19 protein-coding genes are annotated in these 24,013 nt (G+C 62.2%); 9 read left to right on the top strand and 10 right to left on the bottom strand.

The features are described 5' to 3' along the window. Window positions 1-321: 321 nt before the first annotated feature. The 9 genes from V2L18_RS20530 to V2L18_RS20490 all read right to left on the bottom strand — a co-directional run bounded on the left by V2L18_RS20530 (window position 322) and on the right by V2L18_RS20490 (window position 8,827). Window positions 322-1,158 carry a MurR/RpiR family transcriptional regulator gene (locus tag V2L18_RS20530; RefSeq protein WP_336180205.1) on the bottom strand — a complete coding sequence of 279 codons (837 nt, stop codon included), beginning with the start codon at window positions 1,156-1,158 and terminating at the stop codon, window positions 322-324. A 220-nt stretch (window positions 1,159-1,378) separates the two neighbouring features. Further along, on the bottom strand, window positions 1,379-2,755 hold the full coding sequence (locus V2L18_RS20525) for an LLM class flavin-dependent oxidoreductase (protein WP_336180204.1): 1,377 nt from the start codon (window positions 2,753-2,755) through the stop codon (window positions 1,379-1,381). Then, a complete protein-coding gene (locus V2L18_RS20520; protein ID WP_336180203.1) occupies window positions 2,752-3,999 on the bottom strand; it encodes a 2-isopropylmalate synthase in 1,248 nt (415 codons plus the stop codon). The genes V2L18_RS20525 and V2L18_RS20520 overlap by 4 nt, the downstream gene beginning before the upstream one ends. Next, window positions 3,959-4,753, bottom strand: a complete 795-nt coding sequence (locus V2L18_RS20515; protein ID WP_336180202.1) for an alpha/beta fold hydrolase — start codon at window positions 4,751-4,753, stop codon at window positions 3,959-3,961. The genes V2L18_RS20520 and V2L18_RS20515 overlap by 41 nt, the downstream gene beginning before the upstream one ends. 56 nt (window positions 4,754-4,809) lie before the next feature. Beyond that, entirely contained in the window at window positions 4,810-5,760 is a 951-nt protein-coding gene (locus V2L18_RS20510) for a branched-chain amino acid transaminase (protein WP_336180201.1), read from the bottom strand. 31 nt (window positions 5,761-5,791) lie between these two features. Then, window positions 5,792-6,508: an RraA family protein gene (locus V2L18_RS20505; RefSeq protein ID WP_336180200.1), complete on the bottom strand. Its 717-nt coding sequence runs from the start codon at window positions 6,506-6,508 to the stop codon at window positions 5,792-5,794. Then, complete coding sequence (locus tag V2L18_RS20500) at window positions 6,480-7,298, bottom strand: thioesterase domain-containing protein (RefSeq protein WP_336180199.1); 819 nt, start codon at window positions 7,296-7,298, stop codon at window positions 6,480-6,482. Before V2L18_RS20500 ends, V2L18_RS20505 begins: the two co-directional genes overlap by 29 nt. A 260-nt stretch (window positions 7,299-7,558) precedes the next feature. Then, window positions 7,559-8,461 (bottom strand): chlorinating enzyme, encoded by a 903-nt coding sequence (locus V2L18_RS20495; protein ID WP_336180198.1) that lies wholly within the window; start codon window positions 8,459-8,461, stop codon window positions 7,559-7,561. Between the two features lie 45 nt (window positions 8,462-8,506). Further along, complete coding sequence (locus V2L18_RS20490; RefSeq protein ID WP_336180197.1) at window positions 8,507-8,827, bottom strand: acyl carrier protein; 321 nt, start codon at window positions 8,825-8,827, stop codon at window positions 8,507-8,509. A 1,733-nt stretch (window positions 8,828-10,560) separates the two neighbouring features. Here V2L18_RS20490 and V2L18_RS20485 point away from each other — a divergent pair. From V2L18_RS20485 to V2L18_RS20475, 3 genes are all read left to right on the top strand, one after another. Beyond that, window positions 10,561-10,761 (top strand): hypothetical protein, encoded by a 201-nt coding sequence (locus V2L18_RS20485; protein ID WP_336180196.1) that lies wholly within the window; start codon window positions 10,561-10,563, stop codon window positions 10,759-10,761. Between the two features lie 426 nt (window positions 10,762-11,187). After that, window positions 11,188-13,542: a leucine--tRNA ligase gene (gene leuS / locus V2L18_RS20480; protein ID WP_336180195.1), complete on the top strand. Its 2,355-nt coding sequence runs from the start codon at window positions 11,188-11,190 to the stop codon at window positions 13,540-13,542. After that, a complete protein-coding gene (locus V2L18_RS20475; RefSeq protein WP_336180194.1) occupies window positions 13,484-15,115 on the top strand; it encodes an amino acid adenylation domain-containing protein in 1,632 nt (543 codons plus the stop codon). Before leuS ends, V2L18_RS20475 begins: the two co-directional genes overlap by 59 nt. A 509-nt stretch (window positions 15,116-15,624) precedes the next feature. Here V2L18_RS20475 and V2L18_RS20470 read toward each other — a convergent pair. Beyond that, a complete protein-coding gene (locus V2L18_RS20470; protein WP_336180193.1) occupies window positions 15,625-16,563 on the bottom strand; it encodes a LysR family transcriptional regulator in 939 nt (312 codons plus the stop codon). A gap of 78 nt (window positions 16,564-16,641) precedes the next feature. On the opposite strand from V2L18_RS20470, the gene V2L18_RS20465 reads away from it, so the two are divergent. The 6 genes from V2L18_RS20465 (at window position 16,642) to V2L18_RS20440 (ending at window position 24,003) form a co-directional block, all read left to right on the top strand. After that, window positions 16,642-17,649, top strand: a complete 1,008-nt coding sequence (locus tag V2L18_RS20465; RefSeq protein ID WP_336180192.1) for a 2,4-diacetylphloroglucinol hydrolase — start codon at window positions 16,642-16,644, stop codon at window positions 17,647-17,649. Window positions 17,650-18,203: 554 nt separating this feature from the next. Next, entirely contained in the window at window positions 18,204-20,045 is a 1,842-nt protein-coding gene (locus V2L18_RS20460) for an FAD-dependent oxidoreductase (protein ID WP_336180191.1), read from the top strand. A gap of 491 nt (window positions 20,046-20,536) precedes the next feature. Beyond that, window positions 20,537-21,469, top strand: coding sequence for an ABC transporter substrate-binding protein (locus tag V2L18_RS20455; protein ID WP_336180190.1), 933 nt, complete (start codon window positions 20,537-20,539; stop codon window positions 21,467-21,469). Window positions 21,470-21,594: 125 nt separating this feature from the next. Beyond that, window positions 21,595-22,524, top strand: a complete 930-nt coding sequence (locus tag V2L18_RS20450) for an amino acid ABC transporter permease (protein WP_336180189.1) — start codon at window positions 21,595-21,597, stop codon at window positions 22,522-22,524. Next, window positions 22,524-23,288: an amino acid ABC transporter ATP-binding protein gene (locus tag V2L18_RS20445; protein WP_336180188.1), complete on the top strand. Its 765-nt coding sequence runs from the start codon at window positions 22,524-22,526 to the stop codon at window positions 23,286-23,288. The genes V2L18_RS20450 and V2L18_RS20445 overlap by 1 nt, the downstream gene beginning before the upstream one ends. 232 nt (window positions 23,289-23,520) lie before the next feature. After that, entirely contained in the window at window positions 23,521-24,003 is a 483-nt protein-coding gene (locus V2L18_RS20440) for a hypothetical protein (protein WP_336180187.1), read from the top strand. Window positions 24,004-24,013 lie beyond the last annotated feature (10 nt).

Below are 24,013 nucleotides of genomic sequence, written 5' to 3'. Positions count from 1 at the left end.
GGGCGTCATGGTAGAATTGGAGCCGGAAATTCAAATGATCCAAGTCAAAAAAATTATCAATGGACAGGAAAAATCGTGTTCTTCTGGCATGAATTAAAGGAATGTCTTTTTCGAATTGTTCGAGCTATGGAATTTCGAGGCAGAATAATTCTTGATCTAAAAGTTTAAAAGAACAAGTGACCATAAGTTTTGTCTTTAAATAAAGCGATAAGTTATAAGATTATCGTGAGAAGGTGTCGTAAGGGCAGGTTCGGCCGAAGCAATGCCGCAAGGGGGCTGCCCGTTTGAGCAGAGCGGGCGGGGCTTGCGGGCGGCGGCCGATCAACTGGCGCGGAGCTCCTGAATCGCTTCGGCCAGCGCTTCGACGAGGAAGATCTTGGCGATCGAGGCGCCGACCTCTCCGCCGGTGGGCGGCGGGGAGAGAGCTGCGGCATGGAGCACGATGTCGGCCTTGTTGGCGGCGGGGCTGTTGGGGCGCGCGGTCAAAAGGATCGTGAAGGCGCCGGCCGCTCGATGGCCGGCGAGGAAATTCACCGTGTCGCTGGTCAGGCCCGTCTCGCTGACGCCGATGGCGGTGGAGGTGGCATCCACGCCATTGGTGATCTCGTGCGCGAGGGTGGGATCCTGAAAGGCCTGGGCGACGAGGCCGAGCCGCAGCAGACGATAGGCGAGCATCTGCGCGACGATGCCGGAGACGCCTGCGCCGAAGATGTCGATCCGCCGGCTTGCCAGAAGCCGCTCGGCAGCGTGCCGCAGGCTCATGGGATCAAGCAGCTTGCGGGTGGAGGCGATCGAATCCGACAGGCGGGTCTCCAGAACGCCGAGTTCGCTCTGCGGATCGGCGCCGTGGGTGGCGCGGGCATGGTCCCGGTAGGCGATATCGGCGGCGAGCGCGAGCTTCAGATCGCGAAATCCGTCATAGCCCAGATGCCGGCAAAACCGCACCACGCTCGCCTCGCCGCTGGTCGAATGCAGCGCGAGTTCGGCAACGGAGGAGCGCACGGCCTTTTCCGGGTTATCGACGATGTACTTGCCGATGCGCGAAAGGGCCTCGGGCATGGCGTCGATTTCGGCACGCACGCGCAGGATCACATCCTTGCCAAAGGGCATGTGCGCCGTGTCGTCGTGTTGGCGATCCGTCGCGCGCGTGTCTGCCAAGGGCCATTCCTCCCCGGGAATCGCTGGGTTGCGTTTGCCGCGGAAGACTAGAACAAGCCGGCGCTGGGGGGAAAGGCCGATCGGCAGGGGAACGGGGGGAAAGGCGAGGGATGATCCCGATTTTCCCCTCGGTTCGTCCCGGATCGGATTGTGCCGATCCGGGACCTGTCACATGCCAAAGCCTATTCCGCCAGAGCGAACCGATCTGGTCGGTAATCGTCTAGCGACCGGCCATGGCCGGCACCTGTTCCTCCGCCGCCGGGTCGGCCGGGTGTGCGTAGACGCTTTCGCGATAGGGCAGGCCGAAATGATCGCGCAAGGTGGTGCCCTGCGTCTGCATGTCGTGATAGCCGCGCTCGGCCAGGATCGGCAGCACGAGGTCGACGAAATCGTCGAGCCCGCAGCCGAGCACCGGGAAGCCCAGCATGAAGCCGTCGGCGGCGCCTTCGTCGATCCAGCGGATCATCTCGCCGGCGATCCTCTCCGCCGACCCGGTGAAGGTTTCCGACGTGCCGATATGGGCCCGGAGCGTCGCCGTTTCCACCGCCACCTCGCGAAGGGTGAGGCCGCGTTCGCGCGCGATACGGGAAATCTCCTCCGATGTTGAGCGGAAGCCGTCCTTTCCGAGATCGCCGAGATCGGGGAAGGGGTCGTCCAGCGGATAGACCGTGAAGTCGTGCTGCTGGAAGAAGTGGCTGAGATAATTGAGCGCGTCCTCGATCGTGAGAAGCTGGCCGAATTCGCGAAGGCGTTCCTGGGCGGCTTCCTCGGTCGTGCCAATCACCGGGCCGGTGCCGGGGAAGATCTTGATGTGGTCCGGGTTGCGCCCGTGGGCGCGGGCCGCATCCTTCACCTTGCGGTAGAAGGTCTGCGCCTTTTCCAGCGTGCCGCCGTTGGTGAAGACACAGTCGGCGTACTTGGCGGCAAGCTCGATGCCCGCATCCGATGCGCCGGCCTGGAAGATCAGCGGCTGGCCCTGGGGCGAGCGGGCGATGTTGAGCGGACCCTCGACGTCGAAGAACGCACCGTGGTGATCAAGCCGGTGCATCTTCGCCGGATCCATGAAGCGGCCGGTTTCGACGTCGCGGATGAAGGCGTCATCGTCCCAGCTGTCCCACAGCTTCGTCACCACCTCCAGGTATTCGTCGGCGATCTTGTAGCGCAGCGCGTGATCGGGGTGGGCGCGCGAGTAGTTGCGGCCCGATCCCTCCAGCGGCGAGGTGACCGCGTTCCACGCCGCCCGGCCGCCGGAGATCATGTCGATGGATCCGAACTGGCGGGCGAGCGTGAAAGGATCGGAGTAGGAGGTCGACATGGTGCCGACCAGCCCGATCTTCGAGGTCATCGCCGCAAGCGCGGACAGGATCGCCACCGGCTCGAAACGGTTGAGAAAATGCGGAAAGGACTTTTCGTGGATGTAAAGCCCGTCCGCGATGAAGACGAAATCGAGCCCTGCGGCCTCGGCCTTGCGGGCGCGTTCGACGTAGAAATCGAAATTGATGCTGGCGTTGGGCGGCACGCTGGGGTGCCGCCACGCGTTCATGTTGACGCCGGCGCCCTGAAGCATGACGCCGAAGTGGATACGCTTGCTGCTCATAACGGCGCGCCCTCCCTCTCGCTTTCCATCATTTCGCAAATCGCTCGGATCTCCGCCTCGCTCACCGACTTCTGGTTGTCGGCCATGTCCTTGAAGCGGGTGAACGCGCGGTTGAGCTCGCCATCCTCCATCGCGAAGCCCAGCTCCTTCAGTTTGGCACGGAACGCGTTTCGACCGCTGTGCTTGCCGAGCACGAGGCCCGTCTGGTCGAGACCGAGCTCGCTTGCCTCCATGATCTCGTAGGTGGAGCGGTTTTTCAGGATGCCGTCCTGGTGGATGCCGGATTCGTGGGCGAAGGCATTGGCGCCGGTGATCGCCTTGTTCGCCTGAAGCGCCATGCCGGTCAGCGTGGAGACGAGCCGGCTGGTGGGGCCGATCTCGTGCCTGTCGATGCCGGTTTCCAGGCCGTAGAAGGGCTTGCGCGTGTGAAGCGCCATCACGGTTTCCAGGAGGCAGGCATTGCCCGCCCGCTCGCCGATGCCGTTGATGGTTACCTCCACCTGCCGCGCGCCGTTGGCGATCGCCGCCAACGTATTGGCGGTGGCGACGCCGAGATCGTCGTGGCAATGGCCAGAAATGACCACATCGCCGCGCGCGGCATAGCGTTCGCACAGGGCGCGGATCAGGTCGCCGTATTCCGCCGGCATGGCGTAGCCGACCGTGTCGGGGATGTTCAGCGTCCGCGCGCCCGCGTCCACCACCGCATCCAGCACCTCGAACAGGTAGTCGCGGTCGGTACGGGTGGAGTCCTCGGCGGAGAATTCCACGTCGTCGCAAAGCGAGCGGGCGTAGGAGACCATGTCCCGGGCGATCTGCAGAACCTGGCCGCGCGTCTTCTCCAGCTTGTATTTCAGATGAATGTCGCTGGTCGGCAGCACGATGTGGATGCGCGGGTACTTCGCCGCGCGCACGCCTTCCCAGGTCTTGTCGATGTCGTGGCGGTTGGCGCGGGAAAGGCCGGCGATGCCGGGGGGCTCGAGACGTCCGCCGCGCTGCGCATGACCCTGGCCGCGCCCGACAGTCTCCGCGATGCGCTGGACGGCGGCCAGCTCGCCGGCGCTGGAGGCGGGGAAACCGGCCTCGATGACATCGACACCGAGGCGCGCGAGTTGCTGGGCGATCTCCAGCTTCTCCGCGCCGGTCAGGCTCACACCGGGGCTCTGCTCTCCATCGCGAAGGGTTGTGTCCAGTATCGTGACCCGATCAGGTTCTTTCGAGCGGATCTCCCAAAAATCCTTTCCCATTGTCATTGTTCTTCTCCAAATGAATAAGGTGATTTTTTAAAATAATATGCAGCTTCGCGAGCACCTCCTGCTCGCTCTTCAGTAAGAAGAAGTGATTGCCCGAAAAACGGACATAGTTGACCGGCTCGCTCGAATGCACCTGCCAGCCGGCGAGCCCCTCTTTTGAGACGAGCCTGTCGTTGTCTCCGTGAAAAACGAGGATCGGGCAGGTGAAAGGCGGTTTTTCGAAATATTCGTACGTGGCTGAAATGGTGAGGTCGGCTCTGAGCCGCGGCAGCCAGAGTTCGCGCAGCGCCTCCTCGCGCAGCAGTTCCTCCGGCGTGCCATTGTAGTCGCGCACGGCAGTGACGAAATCCTCGTCGGGCAGCGTCTCCATGCCTTTATCGGTCCACATGAATTGCGGCGACGAGCGGCCGGAGGCGATGATCATCGATGGCTGCCGCCGGCCCCGTTCGCGCAAGGTTCGCGCCACGTTGAAGCCCACGAGAATGCCCATGGAGTGGCCGAAGAAGGCATAAGGCCGGTCGAGGTAGGGCTCCAGCGCATCCGCGATGGGCTTCTCCAGCTGTCGCACATTGGTTGCGAGCGGTTCGGAGAACCGGTATTCGCGGCCCGGCAGCTGAACGGCGATCACCTCCACGCCAGCCGGCAGCTGGTCGGGCCAGGAGTGGAACATGGAGGCTGCGGCACCTGCGTGGTGGAAGCAGAAGAGCCGCAGGCGGACCGCCTCGGGCTGCGACTTGCCGTGGAACACGAGCCAGGGCGTTTCCTCCCGGACCACGGCTGGCGTTCTTTCGGGACTGAGGACGTTCATACGGCGCGTCTTTCCTGCACGAGCGGTTCTATGCGAACCGGTTCCAGCCAGCCCCACTTGTCGGGCAGGGCTCCGGTGACGATGCCGAAGAACATCTGCTGGATAGCTCGGGTGACGGGCCCCATGCGGCCTTCACCGACGGTGATGCGGTCGACGGAGCGCACCGGGCAGACCTCCACCGCCGTGCCTGTGAAGAAGATTTCGTCGGCCTTGTAGAGCAGGTCTCTCGGGATGGCCACCTCGCGCACGGTGAGACCGAGGTCGGCGGCGATCGTGCGGATACAGTTTCGGGTGACGCCCTCCAGAATGCTGTCGCCGAGCCCGGGGGTGATCAGTTCCTCGCCGATAACGAGGAAGATGTTCTGGCCGCTGCCCTCTGTGACGTGGCCCATCTGGTCGAGCATGATGCCTTCGGCGAAGCCGTTGTCCTTGGCTTCCGCCAGAACCATCTGCGCCTCGGCGTAATGTCCGCCGATCTTGGCGAGCGCGCTGACGGCGCCTGCGCCGGGCCGGCGCCAGCTGGAGACCTGGGCATCGATCCCCCGCTCCAGCGCGTCCGCACCGAAATAGGTTGCCCACGGCACGGTCGCGACGATGGCCTCGATCGGGCCGCTGCGTCCGTCGAGGCCAAGGGTCTCGCCGAGACCACGGTAGACGAGGGGGCGGATATAGGCGGCGCGATGCTCGTTGGCGCGCAGCGTCGCCGCAGTGGCCTCCATCCATTCGTCCACGTCGAGCGGTGAGGGAGCGCGGGCGACCCGGCAACTGAAGAGCATGCGTTCGAAATGCTCGCGTCCGCGCAGGACGCAGGCATCCTCGCCGATCTCGTAAGCGCGCAAGCCCTCGAAGATGCTGGTGCCGTAATGAAGCGCGTGGGAGAGCACATGCACCTGCGCCTTTTCCCATTCGCAAAGCTCGCCATTCTTCCAGATATAGGGTGCCCACATGGTTCCGGTGCCTTCCTGTTTGGATTGATCTTCACATGACGGCGTATTTCGCGAACGCGTCGACCACGCTTTCGCCCGCCTCGATCGCCGTGCGGACCTTTGCTTCCAGGCGTGCCTTGGCGAGCGCCTTGGGGATGATGTCCCGCTCGCATTCCCTCGGCACGACGATGACGCCGTCGGCATCGCCGAAGACGAGATCGCCGGGCCTGACGAGCACGTGGCCGACCTTGATGGTGCAGCGGTAGTCGACGACGTTGTGCCGGCCCTGCAGGCCGTAGGCGTAGGTGCCGCGGCAGAAGACGGGGACATCAACGGCGCCGATGCCCTGCACGTCGCGCACGTTGCCGTTGATGACGAGCCCGGCGGCCCCCAGCGCATGGGCGCGGGTGATCAGCATGTCGCCGAGACGCGCGGCGTAGGTGGGGCCGCCGGAAGCGATGTAGACCTCGCCGGGCTTCAGGTCCTCAATCGATTCAAAAAGCAGGCCGAAGGGCTTGGAATCGTAGCGTTTCAGACCGCCATGCGGGATGGGAGCCTCGTCGCGTACGGGCATGGCGCGGCCGATCATCACCTTGGGCGAGCCGAGCGGCGCGATCTCGTGCGGCAGCATGGGATAGGCGAACCCCATGAGCTCCATCACGTCGGAGATCGGGCAGGTGGTCAGCTCCGCGCGAATGAGCGCGAAGAGTTCCTCATCGGTGTTCCATTCTACCGCCGTGCTATCCGTGGGCTGAACAAGCTGGTTCATAGAGAAGCCTCCCGAGTTCTTGGTTGATGTGACGGGCGAGCGCTTCCTCCTCCGCGTGCAGGAAGAAATGCCCGCCGGAAAGCGGTGCGTAGTGGTGGAAACCGCCTCTGGTCTCCTTGTGCCAGGCGGCGAGGCCCGGTTGCGTGACGAACCGGTCGTCGGTGCCTTCGAAGATCACGATGCGGGCATCGAGCGGCGGCTGCGGCTCGTAGTCATAGGTCTCGTAGATCGCCCCGTCGGAACGGATGCGCGGCAGAAGGATTTCCAGGAGATCCGGATTTTGCAGCACGGCGTCGGGCGTGCCCTTGCAGTTGCGCAGGATCTCGATGAACTCTGCGTCCGGAAGGGTGTGGCGGATCAGCGGCGGCTTTTCGCGCGGGCCGTCCTGGCCGGACAGGAACAGCAACTCCGGCTGCGGCAGGCCACGCTTGCGCAGCACCCGGGCCAGTTCGAAAGCGATCAGGGCGCCGGTGCTGTGGCCGTAGAAGGCGAAGGGGAGGTCCAGATGGGGGGCCATCTCTTCCGACAGCTCGTCGGTGAGCGGCCCCATCGAGAGCATCAACGGTTCGGCAAGCCGCGTCTCGCGGCCGGGAAGCTGGATGCCGACGGCCTCCACCTCCTCCGGCAGCCAATTCGCCCAGGAGCGGAAGATGGAGGCTCCGCCACCGGCATAGGGAAAGCAGAAGAGGCGGAACCGCGCCGCAACGGCACGCGGTGCGTCCTTATCTCCGCGCGGGGCGTCACTGGGGCTGCGCGGGGTGCCGGGAAACTCGAACCAGGGAGATGCCATGTCGCGACCTGTGCTTGTGTTGCGGAGCTGTCCCAAGCGCCTTGCGAACGACCCGCGGGAGGCCCGTACGGAAGACGCTCCGGCATGCCGGTTGCGCGGAAGGAAATCCGCATCCGGACGCGGCTGCCCGGATGCGGGCGATCCAGGCCGGAGCCTCCACCCGGGATTGGGTGGGAGGTGGAGGCTCCGGCAGTCCGATGCCGCTCGATTGCGGGGCCTTCGAACGGGGGCGATCGAAGGCCGCCTGATCGGCGCGCGCCTTATTCGGCGGGCGCGGCCTCGCGCATCGGCATGCGGACCCTGTTGTGGCCGTAGCGGTCCTCACCGGCGACCAGGACGGTCGAGTAGCGATCGAGCGGCAGGACCTCGCCGAAGTGGTGGAAGGAATCCTGGCCGTCATAGACCTTCACGTGCGTGGGCACGAAACGGGTCGCCCAGGCGAACCGGGTGTCGTCCGTCGTGGTGTTCGGGTTTGACCCGTGCATGCAGCGCGAGGTGAAGATGAAGAACTGGCCCGGCTCGATCTCCATGTGCACGGCCTTGGACTCGTCCGGCACCCAGTCGCGGTCGAGCTTCAGGTCGTCGTAGTCGTAGCCGTAGAAGCCGGACTTCTCGCCGCGCGAGTTGAGCTTGTTGATGTTGTTCGGATCGAACACGACATTGCGCTTCTCGTCGAAGTACCAGGTCCGGTGCGAGCCCGGCATCAGCTTCAGGCAGCCGTTGGCCTTGTTCGTCTTGGTCATCGCGATCCAGGCCGTCAGCTCCCAGGGCTGGCCTTCGACGGCGGCCGTCGGCTCCAGCTTCTCGGTGCCCTCGAACTCCACGAAGCTCTCCGCCTGGTGCCAGTCGGTGCCCTCGTCACCCGGGTATTTGGGGAACCACTCCGTGCGCCAGCTCAGAACGTCGGGGCCGAGGATCGAGGAGATCTTGTCGACGAGCCGCGGGTTGCTGATGATCTGGTTGAGATGGGGGATGTCGAGGTGCCGGTCGTAGTTGAGCCGGCTGTCGGGGAAGGGGGCGTTGCTGGTGTCGAGCAGGTCGAGCCGCACCTCGTTCCAGATCCGCGTCATTTCCTCCGGCTCGAAGAGCGTGAAGGGGCCGGCGAACCCGTTCTCATAAAAGAACTTCTTCTCGTCTTCGGAAAGATAGAAATGCTGAGCCATAATGAAAATCTCCCTTTGAAATAGATTTGTTTGCGCCGAACGCGGTCAGCCCGCGGTTTCGGCAAGCTCGCTCGTGTGAAGCTGGGCGTCGATGGCGGCGCTGATGGCCGCCACGGAAGAGGTCTGCTTGTCGAAGAAGATGCGCGGAGAAGGGGCGACGCCGGTCTTCGCGCGCAGCTGCTTCAGAACCTCGACCAGGTTCAACGAGTTTCCTCCGATGTCCAGGAACCGAGAATCCGCATTCAGATTCTTGGCGCCGACGACGTCTTCCAGGACCCGGATCACGGTTGCTTGCGTAGTAATGGCAGTGTCCTCCAGTCTAGCGTTCAGTCTAGCGTTACGCGTGATTGTGCTTTCCGTAAGCATGAGCACGCACTTCCCTGCTATCGCCGGACAGCGTCCGGAGATTTATTGTGGACTTTTCCTTTTGGTTCCGTTTTGTCCAGAATAATAAATATTAAAAATTATAACGTCATCATCCGCCATCGAGATGGCGGAACAAAATTGCTAAAATCGAAATAACTAAAGCATCATCATGATGCTTTCTGATTTTGATTTCTATGATGTCTTTTTGATGTTCGTTCGGAAACTTTTTGAATAATTCATTCAATACGATTTTCTGGAATTAGATATACATTAATGTCTTTACATAATTCAAAATTCGAAATTGCGCCGACAGTGGCGCGACGCCAAGCCGTCACGATCAAGTCTGGTGCGGGGGCCGGTTCGATTTGAGGCCGACGCGGGCCTGCAACTCTTCCGATCGCCGCAGAGGATCCGGTTTGGATCTGGTTTTCTTGGCCCCCCTCTTCTTGGGCCTCCTCAGGGCGCCAAGCAGACATCCGCCGTCGTCGGACAACGAACCAGAGTTGCCCGCCGTTTCAATCGGCGAACGATACCAGGTTGCATTGGGCTACCATTTTGCGCTCACAAGGCGCAGTCTCTCAAGCCGGGTTCAAGCAGATGGGTCAGCTCGTGTCTAAAAATTCAAAATCTATAATGTATTCCATGAAAGTAGCGGCATTCTTATCCAAAAAACAACGTATGTCAAATCATGAAGTTATTTAATGTATTAAGAAGATGATTCCACTTTGTTTGCTGTCGGTTGCCGGTGGCGCGGTATTGATCGCGGCAAAGGCGCGCATGCCAATTGCAGGCGGATGTTTCCGGCGCTTTGCAGGCGTTCTTGCGACCTCTCCCGGCAGGCCGGGGGTTGTTCTCTGTCAACGCTATCGAGGCATGCGTCTTGAGCATCGGAGGCCGTAAAGTCGCCGGCAGTGTGCGGACGCTCCTCAGTGCGGGGCAGGCGACGGTAGCGAGGCTGGGCAGGACCAGTCGCACACATGGTGCGGCGGCGATGCGGTGTCATCCGGCGTCTTGGGGATCTGGCTTGAGGGTCACGCCTGGAGCGGAGTTCCTTCGTGCACCCCCGCCGACTTTGCGTCATGTAAAATAGAGTGGCCTAATCCAATGAATGCATGATAAATTAAATATACGTATCGTGATGTCGTTGGGGCATTTACCAGAGGCGGCATGCCTGCTATCGTGTTTTCTTGATTTTGAATGTTTGTCTATTTTGATTTGATTGAAACAACGCTAAGTGCCGTAGAAATTCTGGATCCGTTGCGCCTCGCAGTCGGCCCTTTTCGTGATCTGAATGCGGGGCGTGGGCATGTGCGGCGGGAATGAGGCCGGTGTCTGGCTGCGCGGAATTCGGTCTGTGCCCTTCGGTCTTCAGCGATAGGTCGGAAGAAAAAGGTCTGCAGTGATCGGGCTGTCAGCGATCTGGCTCCTCAGGACGCCCCGCTCCGGATAGGGGGCTTTCCGTAGCGCAGCTGGCGCGATCTGTGTGCCGGGGGCGTCTGCCCCGGAACATCGCGAGCGAAGGCGTGGGTCGGGCAGGGGCGGTCACTTTCATGGCGCGGTGGATGGAGAACGCCGGGCATGCAATGGCAGGTCTGCGGCGGGAATTCTCGCAATGCGTTTCGGCAATCGGTGAATTGACCGGCCATTCGGGCCGGGATCGCCGGTTGCCTCCAGGCTCCCCGGTGGGGAGACGTCTCGTCACTCCAGAGAAGATAGAAAGGAGGTGAAAAAGAATGGCAGATGTGAAAGATCGCCGCGCAGCCGTTGCGCTGGCAGCTCAGGACATGTCCGAGGCCGCCAACAAGCCAGCGGAACAAGCCGCGAAGTTGTCGAAGTCGGACCCCGAGCCAGCGAAGATTCCAGCTGACGTTGCCGGTCCAGTCGCCAACTCGACTCCAAAACCAGCTACTGCGCTCGAAAATCCAGCCGCCTGACGGCTGAGATCCGTGTGCCAAGCAGGTCCTTTTGGATGGATGCCCTGACAATGATGCCCTGGAAAGATGCCCTGAAGAGATGCCCTGATGCGAAACGACGGCACTCGCCGGTTCGAGGTGAGTGCCGTTACACGTTCTTTCCTGTCGATAATGTCTGGAGCCGATGAGCGAGGCGGTTCGCTAAGCTGCGCAGCGGTTCGCGCGGGGCGCCCTTGCCTGCGAAGGCGGGGAGACGTTCCGGAAACGGGAATATCGAGCCGGAAACGGGAATATCGAGAAAGTGCGGCGCCTGCATATGCGGACAGGTCACCTTGCCGCCGCCGGGGAGGATATGCGGCAAGCCTTGCAGCGCGCCTTGCGGCGCTTGATTAGCCGAAGGCCTGAAGATCTGAAAAGACCAAATTTCTTTGCGCGAGGGTGGGCGAATTGAAAACGGAAACCTATTCCACGGGGGAGGCCTACAATCCGGCCGAGATGGCCGAGCGCTGGCAGAAGCGCTGGCTGGAGGAGCGCGTGTTCGTCGCTCCGCAGCCCTCGGAAAGGCCGCGCTTCTTCGCCTATGACTACCCGCCCTTTCCGAGCGGTTCGCTGCACATGGGGCATGTGCGCAACTACACGATCGGTGACACGCTGACCCGCTACAAGCGGCTGCGCGGCTACGATGCGCTCTATGTGCAGGCCTTCGATAGTCTCGGCCTGCCGGTCGAGGATGCGGCGGTCGCCAGCGGCAAGACGCCGGCCGCCTGGCTCGATCAGTGCATCGCCGACATGACGCGCGAATTGCTGCGGCTCGGCCTCAGCTACGATCCCACGCGGTTCTTTTCCTATCACGAGCCGTCCTATTACCGCTGGACCCAGTGGATCTTCCTGCAGCTTCACGCGGCGGGTGCGATCTATCAGGCACGAACATGGACCGACTGGTGCCCGAAATGCCGGACCGCACTCGCCCACGAGCAGGTCTATGACGGCTGCTGCTGGCGTTGCGGGGCGGAGGCCACGAAGGAGCAGCAGGCCAACTGGTTCGTCGACGTTCAGGCGATCGCCGGCGATCTGCTGCGCGGGCTCGACAAGTACGATTTTCCCGACAAGGCCAAGGTACTGCAGCGCAACTGGATCGGCCGGAGGTCGGGGCTCTTCGTGTCGGTTCCTGTCGAGGGGCGGGGAAGGGCCCTGGACGTGTTCACCACGCGCGTCGCGGTCATTCACGGCGCGACGTTCCTCGCGCTTGCGCCGGAGCATCCGGCGGTGGAGGAACTGCTGAGTGCGGAGGCGGATGTGGAGGCGAAGCGTAACCTCGTCCGCGAGATGTGCACGCTGCCGCGAGTGGAGCGGATGAAGGCGCCGGAGCGCGCGGGGGTCAGGCTCGCTTGCCATGCGATCCATCCGCTGACCGGGGAGAGGATACCGGTCGCCGTTGCCCCCTACATCCAGATCGACCTGGGCACGGGGGCGGTGCTCGGCTGCCCGGCCCACGACAAGAACGCCCACCGCTTCGCCGCGACGATGGGGCTTCCCGTCGTCGCCGTGGTGGAGCCGGAGGACGGGACGGAGGCCGAGGGAGTGCTGCCCTATACCGGCGAGGGTCGGCTGGTATCGAGCGGGGCTTTCGACGGAATGGAGACGCGGGCGGCCGAAGAGGCGATTGCCGCCGAACTGGTGCGCGCGGGGGCGGCGCGTCATGGCGAGACCTACCACGTGCGCGACTGGTGCATCTCGCGCCCGCGCTACTGGTCGGCGCCCATTCCCGTCATCCATTGCGAGACCTGCGGCGCGGTGCCGGTGCCGGAGGCGGATCTGCCCGTGGTTCTGCCGACCGAAGGCGTCGACATGAGTGTCGGCGGCAATCCGCTCGCCCAGCACGCGCCCTTTGTCGCGGCGTCCTGCCCGTCCTGCGGAGCGCAGGCCCGGCGGGAGACGGACACGCTCGACACGTTCTTCAATTCTGCCTGGTCCTACATGCGTTACTGCAATCCCGGGATCGAGGAGGCGATGTGCGATCGGGAAGCGGTGGCGCGCTGGGTGCCGTGCGACTTCGATATCGGCGGGACGGAGAACATCCTGGTCGCCAATTTCTATTTCCGGATCATCCTCAACTGGCTTCACAGGCTCGGGCTTTCGACGGAATCGGAACCGTTTAGAAGCTCGATCTTTCACGGCATGGTGCTGAAGGACGGGTTGAAGATGTCGAAATCGCTTGGCAATATCGTTCAGCCTGCCCAGCTCATCGAACGTTACGGCGTCGATGCGGTTCGTTTCCAGAGCATGTGGGCGGCGCGGCCGGTGAACGATTACAACTGGTCCGACGACAGGGCCTCCGCCTCCCGGCATTTTCTGGGGGGCGTATGGCACACCTCGCTGGAGATCCTGGAGGCGCTCGGCGGGGCGGCGGCGGATGATTTCGATGCCGCCGGAATGACGAATTTTGAGAAGAAGTTTGAGAGCAATCTGAATTTCGGAATTTCGAAGGTCGAGAAAGCCTACGAAACCCTGGAGCTGCAGGCGGCCTGCAACAATTTGATGTTGCTTTGGGAAAAGATCCGGAAGTTCTGGGATCGGGCGAAGAGCCGTCCGACCGCAGCCAACCGGGCGCTTATCCGACGCGCCGTCCTCGATTTTTTAGTCATGTTGAACCCGATTGCGCCGCATCTCACCGAGGAACTCTGGTCCCGTTTCGGGCAGGGCGCGATGCTGGCGCAGGCGGCCCATTGGACGGATTTGAGCCATGAGCATCACGAGCGATTTTCAGGACGAAACCATTTGCACCAGCCGACATCTTGCTGAGGCGATCGCCCATAACGCCCGGATCATGCCGAGGAAGAAGGCGCTGGCCGACAGTCGGCTGAGCCTCGACTACCGCACCCTTGACCGGTTCTCCACGCGCTTTGCGCTGTGGCTTGGCCAGCAAGGCTGCCGGCCGGGCGACCGGGTGGCGATGGTCGCGCCGCGCCAGGCCATCCTCGTCGCCGCGATCGTGGGAACCTTCAAGGCGGCCTGCGTCCATGTTCCGCTCGATCCCAAGATGCCGGCAGCAAGGCTCGACTACATCCTGAAGGAGATTACCCCGGCCGTCGTCATCACTGACGAGGCACATCGCGCAGAAGTTGCGGACATTCTGGAAGATGCAGGAAGGGCTGCACGGATAATGATGGTCGGCGAGCTGGAAGCGATGCTGAGCGAGGAACTTGCCTGCCCGAGCTGCCCGCTTTCGGCCGAGCTGTTGCCGCGCTTCGATGCCGAGCGGCCCGCCTACTGCATCTACACGTCGGGCTCGACCGGGCACCCGAAGGGCGTCGTCATCGCCCATCGCAGTCTCGCCCCGTTCTTCGAGGGGACGGCTGAGGTCTACGACGTCACGGCCTCGTCAGTCTGCGCGAGCTTCTCGCCGCTCAATTTCGATGTCTATCTCATGGACATGCTGTTTCCGCTGGCTCAAGGGGCGGAACTGCATGTGCATGACGACCTGGTGGTGCCCGATTTCCTGTTCGAGACGATCCGGGAGAACAAGGTCACGCATTTCTCCGCCTGGGGAATGATGCTGGGCCTCATCGCGCAGGCGGAGGATTTCGATGAGGCCCGCCTGCCGCATCTGCAGACCATCCTGACCGGCACCGATGTGCCGGACGTGAAGACGGTGCAGCGCTGGATGACCAAGAACGGCGGGGTGCGGGTCATCAACGCCTACGGTCCGACGGAGGTCACGTGCGCCTCCACCGCGCATGTGATCGACAGGATCGAGCCGGAAAGGACCGAACTCTATCCGATCGGCAAGCCGCTGAAGCATGTCGCGGGGCGGCTCGTCGACGATGATGGCGGCGAGATCACCGAACCGGGCGCGATGGGGGAGCTGCTGGTCGGCGGCGTCCAGGTGATGGACGCCTACTGGAACCGGGAGGAGGAAACCGCCAAACGCATCGCCATCTTCGACGGTATCCGGTTCTACCGAACGGGCGACGTCTGTTCCTATCTTGCCGACGGCGCCATCTACTATCATGGGCGGCGTGACAACGAAGTGAATATCGGCGGCTACCGGGTGCATCTGAACGAGATCCAGCGGGTGATCTGTTCGGTGCCCCATGTACACAGCGCGGAAGTGGTGGTGCTGGAGTCCGGTTACGGCGAGAAGCTGCTGGCGGCCGGGGTGCTGTTCGAGCGCGGCGAATATCCTCGCGCGGAGCGGCACGTGGAGGTGATCCGCCGGCGGTTGGTCGATGAATTACCCGGCTACATGGTGCCGCGACACGTGATCGGCTTTGCGGACTTCCCGCAGCTTTCTTCCGGAAAAGCCGACCGCAAAGCGCTTGCGGAGATTCTGAAAGGCCGGGTTCTGGAGCCGGAAGGCGCCGGCGCGGCCTGACGGAGCGGGCTGGACAGAACTGAGCGAATTGACCTTTGCGCGAGGCGGCTGGCGCTGGGCTGAAGAGGTTCGGCTAGGGCACGGTGCGTCGGCGGCTGAGCATTGCCGAATGCCAATCGGATCAACGGTTTGTGAGCGAGAAATCAAGATCTGATTCATGCGAAAGTGCGAGCATCGCGTTACGGAATGTGGTAGTCTTTTTCAGTGATTTTCGAGATGGCCCCGCGATGGTTTCGGGGCCGTTCACAGTTTGCACCTGTGGCTTAATGGGAGGAGGCGGCCCCGGCAGAAGGTTCAGAAACTCCGGCCGAGAAATCGATGGTTCTCAGGGCATCGCTATTGACGGATCGCTGGAGTGGAGGACTGGAGCCCAGGCGGCCCTAAAGCACCGGCATTGGGGGCCGGAGGATACGGGTTCGAGTCCCGTCGGGTGCGCCACTTTCTCTTTACCAGCGCCGCGGTATCGGAACCAGTTTCGCAGGAAGCGGAAAAAACGCGAAAGCGGGAGCCTATAGTTTCCCCCTACGCAGACATCGGAGCCCTTCGACGACGACATCGCGCAAGAAGCGGTGTGCAGGGGCTTTGTCGCTTGCCGCATGCCACATCAGCATCAGCTTTGCGGGTGCAAGGCCGAGTTCTTCCGGAAGCGGCCTGACGGACAGGTCGAAATGCTCGGCGAAACGTTCCGCCACCTGTGTGTGGACGGTGGCGATCATAGGCGCTTGGGAAACGATAGAAGGCACCGTCAGCAGATGGGGCGTTCGCAAAGCGATATGCGGGCACACATCCAGACGTCCCAACGCGTCGCGAATTGCGTCTCCGTCCGGTCCCTCGACCACTACCATAGGATAACGCCCGAAGTCATCAAGCGTCATCGCTTCACCGATGGCGACCAGGGCGGCATTGAAAACCGTATGATACCCTTCGTGATAGATCACGCGTTGCTTGTGGTAGCTTCTTCCCCCGGCGAAGGTGCCGATTGCGAGATCGAAGACGCCCATCTCCAGACTATCGGCGACATCGACCCCGTCTAAGGGGATCAACTTGAGCGTGACGCCGGGCGCCTTTTCAAGCAACAAGGCTGAGACCGCGGGAATGAGGATTGCTTCGGCGCTGTCGGTTACGCCCAGTCGAAAGGACATTTGCGCTGTTGAAGGGTCAAAAGGCATTTGCTCCTCAAACAGCATGCGTATCTTCCGCATGGTCGCGCGAAGTTCGACTTCGAGACTGATGGCCTTCGCCGTCGGCGCCATGCCGCCTGCGCTTCGTACCAGCAATTCGTCCCCCAGCAAGCGCCGAAGACGCGCCAGATTATGGCTCATGGCGGGCTGACCGAGAGAAAGGCGCCGCGCCGCGCGCGACACATTCTTTTCCTCCAGGAGGGCTTCCATCGAGATCAGCAAGTTGAGATCAATGTTTGAGATATCAGTCACATCGATTTCCATCATTCCCCAGATCGATTTGATCAATGAGGAGCATGGCGTAGTTTCAGGGTCAAGCATCGAATTTTCGCCAAGGAGTTCGCCATGACCCGTACGCTGTCCCGTCGCACGCTTTTAAAAAGCGCCCCAGCTGCAATCGTCGGAACCTCGTCTGCCGCTATCCTGTCCCATTCCGACCCGGCGCAGGCGACGTCCGCCGCCGACCCCACAGCGCATCGCGACGCCTACGGGGACTGGAGCGCTGTCACATACCTATCCCTGGAATGCCAGAAGCAGCGCACTGCCAATGAGCAGGCTGTGGGCGCGACCCCTTATGCGCCCTATCTCGACACGGATCTCTCTGTCCCCTCGGCGTCGGCGAAGGCCGTCCAGTACGGACCGCTCGACCCCGGCGAGGTGCCCACGCCGAGCGCGCAGAACCTCAACCGCCTGATCGACCCGTCCTTCAAGACCAAAGACAACGGCTATGCCGTTCTTGGTGGCCAGATGGCCTATGCGCAAAGCCGCATCGTCATGCCCGGCGTCACCACCGACATGTTCAAGTGGTGGTTCACCTGGCATCCCCTCGAAAAGGAGCGCTACATGCTCTGGTTCCCTCAGGCGCATATCGACACCAGCGTTGCCGACCCTGGTCGCCTGAAAGATACATCGCTTAGCTACGAGAAGCGGTTCTTCAATAATCCCAATCGCATCCAGGAATGGATCGGACCCAGCCGTCTCGACGCCATCATCCATTTCTCCGATCCGGCGACGCTCGGCTTCGACGCCCAGGCCCTGGCGCGAGAAGGCTTCACCGCCAGCGCCAGTGCCGTGTGCTATGCGACGCCGGCGCCCGATATACCCTTCACGCTGATGGTCCATATTGCCCGTGACACAAGTGCCGGCATGGAACTGCTGAGCCGATACTGGATCGGAGCCCATGCGGACATGGCGCGGTTCGCCAATGCGGAAAAGGCTCCGGCTATGCTGCAAAAGATTGGTTTCAACGAGCAGGTTGCAGAATCGACGGCCTATGAAATGTCGGTTCACGACATGACCGAGTTCAACCATCTCGCGCGGATTCTGCCCGGCATTCATCACGCATTCGGGTAATGAGGGGCGATAGCCAACCTCGGCCATCAGCGCCCGGATCAAAGGAGGGCTGTAGCGTAGATAGAGTTCTCATCATCACCCGTCGGGTGCGCCACCTTCCCATCGACCGGTCCGGTTTGCTTGGTTGATGGAAATCACACCAAAACAATATCGTGCGTGTGGGCCGGTTGGAAAGCCGGGCGGCGGGGCCGTCCGGGCAAGCGGGTCGCTTCCGTCGATCCATAGCCATTCGGTTGGTGCGGCGGTGGTGCCGTGCTTCCGGGACTTGGCCGGGACGAATTACATCAGATCATAAATTGATATGTTTTCGATGTCGCGGGTGAGCGGTCGCTGCGGCTTGTTCAGCGCGGCGCTCGCCCGGCGTCTTTCTCCGAAAATTGATGAATACTTTGAATTTACTCCTGCATGTCAGGTGAAGAACGGATTGTTTTCGTGTTTAGACGCGAAGAAGATATTCCGAGCGTATTAAGTGATTTTTTAATGGAGGATTTGACATGAATAGCGGGTTTTCTCGCCGTGAATTCTTGCGCGGTCTTTCGGTCATTGGGGGCGGGGTGGCTGCGCCCTCCCTGTTTTCGGGACTGAAGCCGGCGCATGCCGCCTACCAGACATCGCGACCCGATCTGCCGCCGGGCTTCGGCGCGGGGCGGTCCGTGGCCATCCTGGGAGCGGGTGTCGCCGGTCTGACCACGGCCTACGTGCTTGCCAATGCCGGCTTCAAGGTTGCCGTGTTCGAGGCCGATAGCCGGTACGGCGGCCGCAGTCTCACCGCACGGCCGGCGGACGACCGCTATCGAGACTGGTGGTTCGACAAATACAACCCCGATCGCCTGTTTCCTGCCATGTATGCCGACCGCTACCGGGAACGCGACGACAGTCCGGTGCCGGAAGAGCAGGTCTGCCGCTTCATGGACGATGCCTGGCAGGCGGGGAGCTACGACGGCGAGCCGGTGGAACTTTTCCTCAACGCCGGCCCCGGCCGCATTCCCTCCAACCATGTCAACCTGATAGCGCTTTGTCAGGAAATCGATGTGGCGCTGGAGCCCTATTTCTTCCAGTCCATGTCGAACCTGATGCAGAGCGACAGGTTCAATGGCGGGAAGCCTGTCGCGATGGGGCAGGTGACCTACAGCCTGTTTTCCGAGATGGCGGAGATGGCCGCGCGCATCAACATGGAAGCCTGCAAGCTCGGTGGCAACACGGCCAGGCAACTGGCCGAACTGCAGCAGGTTTTCGGTGATCTGAAGCGGCTGGACCCTGCCGATCCGTGCGTCCTGCGGATCGACGCGACCTCCTCGCGCATCGGTTACAGCGACATTCCCGGCGGCTGGCGCGATGCCGGAGCGTTGCGCGATCGCATCGGGATGCAGTCGATCCTCGATTCAGGGTTCATCGGCGATCCGGCGGCCAATCCGGAGCTGTCGCCCGGGTCGTTCCTCTTCAACGGCTACAATATCGACTGGCAACCCTCGCTGATGCAGCCGGTCGGCGGAATGGATCGGATCTGGCAGCAGCTTTTGTTGCAGGACATCGCAAGCGACGCGTTCATGTTCGATGTGCCCGATATCGGCGCCCGTGCGGCGAAGGTGGGCGACCTCGTCTACCTCAACACCACGGTCAAGGGCGTGGCCGCGAAGCCCGGGCAGGTCGCCGTGACGCTCGCGGGCGGGGGGCGGGGCATGAGCTGGAGCGATGACGCGGTTTCCTTTGACTTCTGTGTTTCGACCATGGCGCCGTCTCTCCTCAAGGAAGTTCTCGACCCCGCCAATCTGCCGAAGCCGTTTCTGGACGGGCTGGAGGCGTTCTCCGTCACCGGCCACTGGAAGAACGATCCGACCCCGGATCTGTGGACCCCGGCGATCAAGGTTGGCTGGCAGGGGAAGACCCGCTTCTGGGAGACGGAGGACGAAATCTACGGCGGAATCTCGTGGACCGACGATATCATCGGCCAGATCTGGTATCCCTCGGAAGACTTCACGGCGCATACGGGCGTGCTGACCGGGGCCTACAATCGCGGCGAGGGGGCTGTCACCTTCGCGGCTTTCGATCAGGCCAAGCGGCTCGGCACAGCCATCACCGGGCTCGGGCGTCTCCATCCCGGCCACGAGAAAGACATTTACGTCGATCGCGGCATGTCGATCGCGTGGCAGTACATGCCGCACCAGGTGGGCGGCTGGGCATCCGACACGGCGAAGGAGACGCCGGACGTCTACGAGCAGATCACCACCTTTTCGCTCGATCTGCCGTTTTTCTGTGCGGGCGATACCTGGAGCTATTGGCCCGGCTGGCAGGAGGGATCGGTGGCATCGGCCTACTGCGCCATCGCGGCCATCGCGCTGAGCATCGATCCGGGCAACGCATCCTTCCGGGCGAAGGCCTGCCATATCGGCGGGTAATCCGTTTCCGGCGGTGCCGCATCGATCACGTCACGATATCGCCGGGGGCGGAATTGCCGCCTCCGGCGCTTTCACATGCGGCAAACGGCGGGCTCTTGCCTCGGACTTCTGCTGCCAAACATGTGATGAATAATGCGTCAGTTGCATCTGGCAGCTCATCGCGAACGCGCTGTCCGTTCCGGCATGTGCCTAATTCCGCGACGGCAGTTTTTCGGCTGAAAGCGCTTTCCCAGGGTTTTCAAGCGCCACTGCAAATCCCCATTTGAGCACATTAAAATTAGATATTACAATCAGTTGTAATGGCAACTCCGTGCGAGTCTTTGGTCGGCATCTGCCCCATGGTCAGCCCAATGATAAGTCACGCTGACCAAATAGTAAGCAGGCTTAACTCTTCGTCCAAATCGCCTTGACACTCCCTAATATGTCTATACACAAAGTGGAGGCAGTATCTCAAGCTGTCCAATCCAGACCCGTGCAGAGGGAAGAGTTTCATGAAATCTGGAGTTCGCCTCATTGCCGGAGCCGCCGCTCTGGCAGTCGCGACGCTCAGCTCCGCAGCCTTCGCGGACGAGCCTGCAGAAACCGTCGGTTCCGGCATTCCGGCCCTCAAGGCAGACAAGACCCTCAATGCGCTCCTGCCGGAGAAGATCCAGAAGGCCGGCAAGATCGTCATCGTCACCGACGCGCACTATCCGCCGTGCCAGTACTTCGCCGCCGACAACGAGACCATCGTCGGCTACGAGCCGGACCTGTGGAAGGCGATGACCGAAAAGCTCGGTATCACCTATGACGTGAAATCGATCGATTTCGCGGGCCTCATCCCCGGCGTGGAAAGCGGCCGTTACGACATGGCGGCGGAGTGCATTTCCGACAATGCGGAGCGTCAGGAACGCGTCACCTTCATCGATGACGCCTATGCCTCGGGCGCGGTCTTCACGCTTGAGACGAACAAGACGATCACCTCCGATCCCGACAGCCTGTGCGGCCTGACGGTGGCGATCCAGCAAGGCTTCGACTTCGTGAACGTCGTCAACGACGTGATGACGCCGCACTGCACCTCCAAGGGGCTGAAGCCGATCACGGTCAACCAGTATCCCTCCGGCGACGCGACGCTGCTGGCGCTTTATTCCCATCGTGTTGACTTCGTGCTGAACGACATCGCCGCGTCCGAGGAAATCCGCAAGCGCGCACCGGAGCCGATCCGCATCGTCGAGAACCCCTACATGCCGAAGTACTACAACGGCATGGTCGTCAAGAAGGACAACGAGGCGCTGGCCAATGCTCTTCTTGCCGCGCTGAAGGCGGTTCACGAGGAAGGCGTCTACGACAAGATCATGGCCAAGTGGGACATTTCCCTCCTCGCGCTGAAGGAGCCGGGCATCAATCTGGCGACCAAGAAGCCGATCGAGGAGCCGAAGCCCTGACGCCTGCGACCCATCCTGCCTGAGCATGCGTTTCCGGGATCGCGGACAGCCGCGGTCCCGGAGATCTGCACCCGCCGGGACCGTCCCGTACGGTTCCGCCTGCAGCCATAATCAGAGACCCCACAGTGCAGACAGATCCCGCCAAAGACGTCGAGGGCCGGTCTGGCGCGTCCCCGGGAGTTCCCGCGGATGCGCCTTCCACCGCAGAGCATCTGGAGGTGGTGCCGCGCCGATCCGCATGGCGCTTCCTGCCGCCGCTGATCGTCATCCTGATCGCTCTGCAGATTCTGGAGAGCATCGTCTTCAACCCGCGCTTCGAGTGGGCCTTGGTTGGCAGTTACCTGTTTTCGCCCGTCATCCTGTCCGGCCTTGCGATGACGCTTGGCCTGACCGTGCTGTGCATGGTCACCGGCGTGGTGCTTGGCGTCGTCCTTGCCGTGATGCTGCGTTCGAACCTCTGGATCGTCTCCGGTTTCGCCAAGATCTACATCTGGTTCTTCCGGGGAACGCCGATCCTGGTGCAGCTCATCTTCTGGTACAATCTGGCAGCCCTTTTCCCCGATCTTTCCGTCGGCATCCCGTTCGGTCCGCGCTTCTTCGGCATCGATACGAACGTGCTCGTGACGCCCTTCGTGGCCGCCTTCCTCGGGCTCTCTCTCAACGAGGGGGCCTACATGGCCGAGATCGTGCGCGCGGGCATCTCCTCCGTCGACAGCGGCCAGGAGGAGGCGGCCCGCTCCATCGGCATGACGCACCTGCGCGCCATGCTCCGCATCGTGCTGCCTCAGGCCATGCCCTTCATCATTCCGCCGACCGGTAACGAAACCATCGGCATGCTGAAGATGACGTCGCTCGTCTCCGTCATTGCCCTGTCGGATCTGCTCTATTCGGCCCAGGCGATCTATTCGCGCAACTTCCAGGTCATCCCGCTGCTGCTGGTGTGCTGCTGCTGGTACTTGTTCATGACCAGCGTTCTCACCGTCATCCAGGGCCGCATCGAGCGCCACTATTCGCGGGGGCGCCACGGTGGCGGTCCGGTCGGGGGAGGTCACTGATGAGCGTTCACATGGTCGAGGCGCGCGGCGTCGAGAAGCGCATTCGCCAGCTCGATATCCTCAAGGGCATCGATTTTCACGTCGATCGCGGCGAGGTGGTCAGCCTGATCGGGCCTTCGGGCTCGGGCAAGTCGACGTTCCTGCGCTGCATAAACCACCTGACCAAGATCAGCGCCGGCTATCTCGCCGTGGACGGGGAGGCGGTCGGCTACCGGCGCGAGGGCAATAAGCTCTACGAACTGTCGGACGCGGAAATCGCCATCAACCGCGCCTCCATCGGCATGGTCTTTCAGCGGTTCAACCTGTTCGGTCACATGACCGCCCTGCAGAACATCATCGAGGGGCCCGTGCAGGTGAAGCGCGAGCCGGCGGCGCAGGCCAGGGAACGGGCGCGGCAGTTGCTCGATCGCGTCGGGCTTGCCGAAAAGGAAGGGGCCTATCCGTCGGAGCTTTCCGGCGGCCAGCAGCAGCGCGTGGCGATTGCCCGGGCGCTGGCGATGCAGCCCAAGCTGATGCTGTTCGACGAGCCGACATCGGCGCTCGATCCCGAGCTCGTCGGCGAGGTGCTGGACGTGATGAAGGGCTTGGCTGCCGACGGCATGACGATGATCGTCGTTACCCACGAGATGGGGTTCGCTCGGGAGATCTGCGACCGCGTCGCCTTCATGGACGATGGCCGCATGGTCGAGGTGGGGCCGCCGGCGGAAGTGTTCGGCAACCCGCAAAGCGAGCGGGCGCGCGCCTTCTTCGCGCGCATTCTGTGAGGGGAAAACGCGGCCGCTCGACAGGGATTTGACGCTGTCGCCGGCGTCTGGCGTCCCTCTCCTCTTTGTCGGGGAGCGCAAGCCAATTCAGGTTCTGCCGGGGGCGCACCCCGGTTTCGGTTTTGCTCCGGGGCGGCGGGAATTCTTCCGGCCCGCGCCCTCCGGGCAAGGGCGGTGCCGCCCCCGGTCAGGCCGGGCAGCCCGCATGTGTTTGGTTGAGAAAGGACATCTCATGACCGTTGATGAAGCTATCAAGGCGCTTGAAGCCGAGCGCGAGAAGATCTGGCTCGAACAGCCGGAAGAAATCCGCTTGCTGAGCGAGGGGTACGTTCCGCGCAATTCCGGCTCGCGCGGTCAGTATCTGTCGACGATGATCTTCGCCGAGGGCGAGGCCCGCACCTTCGCCGACGAATTCCTGTGGGGCATGATCCGCGTTCTGGAAGACGGTACGCCGGACCTGAAGACGCTTCAGGCCTACATCACCGAAGTCATCGGCTACAAGGCGTCGTTCTTCGACTTCGTCGGCCTGCCGCACGCCTGCGAGATGACGCGCATATATGTGGACGCGGCCAACGCCTGCACCACCAACGACGAGCTCCTGGCCCTTTCCAAGGCGGCGCTGAGCTACGCCAACCGACTGCACATGTGGTGCGACTTCATCCTGCCCTGGGGGCTGGGTGGCGGTTTCCGCAAGAAGCCGGTCAAGGCCGACTGAGCGCCCAGAG

This window comes from Breoghania sp. JC706, from assembly GCF_037026715.1.
Taxonomy (GTDB): Bacteria; Pseudomonadota; Alphaproteobacteria; order Rhizobiales; family Stappiaceae; genus Breoghania.
This window is presented reverse-complemented; position numbering and strand designations above follow the sequence as displayed.

Bases quoted from the DNA above. Each gene is read 5' to 3' on its own strand.
- V2L18_RS20495 (WP_336180198.1), bottom strand. From the start codon at position 8,461: ATGGCTCAGCATTTCTATCTTTCCGAAGACGAGAAGAAGTTCTTTTAT.
- V2L18_RS20500 (WP_336180199.1), bottom strand. From the start codon at position 7,298: ATGGCATCTCCCTGGTTCGAGTTTCCCGGCACCCCGCGCAGCCCCAGT.
- V2L18_RS20510 (WP_336180201.1), bottom strand. From the start codon at position 5,760: ATGTGGGCACCCTATATCTGGAAGAATGGCGAGCTTTGCGAATGGGAA.
- V2L18_RS20455 (WP_336180190.1), top strand. From the start codon at position 20,537: ATGAAATCTGGAGTTCGCCTCATTGCCGGAGCCGCCGCTCTGGCAGTC.
- V2L18_RS20505 (WP_336180200.1), bottom strand. From the start codon at position 6,508: ATGAACCAGCTTGTTCAGCCCACGGATAGCACGGCGGTAGAATGGAAC.
- V2L18_RS20440 (WP_336180187.1), top strand. From the start codon at position 23,521: ATGACCGTTGATGAAGCTATCAAGGCGCTTGAAGCCGAGCGCGAGAAG.
- V2L18_RS20520 (WP_336180203.1), bottom strand. From the start codon at position 3,999: ATGGGAAAGGATTTTTGGGAGATCCGCTCGAAAGAACCTGATCGGGTC.
- V2L18_RS20445 (WP_336180188.1), top strand. From the start codon at position 22,524: ATGAGCGTTCACATGGTCGAGGCGCGCGGCGTCGAGAAGCGCATTCGC.
- V2L18_RS20485 (WP_336180196.1), top strand. From the start codon at position 10,561: ATGGCAGATGTGAAAGATCGCCGCGCAGCCGTTGCGCTGGCAGCTCAG.
- V2L18_RS20470 (WP_336180193.1), bottom strand. From the start codon at position 16,563: ATGATGGAAATCGATGTGACTGATATCTCAAACATTGATCTCAACTTG.
- V2L18_RS20525 (WP_336180204.1), bottom strand. From the start codon at position 2,755: ATGAGCAGCAAGCGTATCCACTTCGGCGTCATGCTTCAGGGCGCCGGC.
- V2L18_RS20475 (WP_336180194.1), top strand. From the start codon at position 13,484: ATGAGCATCACGAGCGATTTTCAGGACGAAACCATTTGCACCAGCCGA.
- V2L18_RS20465 (WP_336180192.1), top strand. From the start codon at position 16,642: ATGACCCGTACGCTGTCCCGTCGCACGCTTTTAAAAAGCGCCCCAGCT.
- V2L18_RS20490 (WP_336180197.1), bottom strand. From the start codon at position 8,827: ATGCTTACGGAAAGCACAATCACGCGTAACGCTAGACTGAACGCTAGA.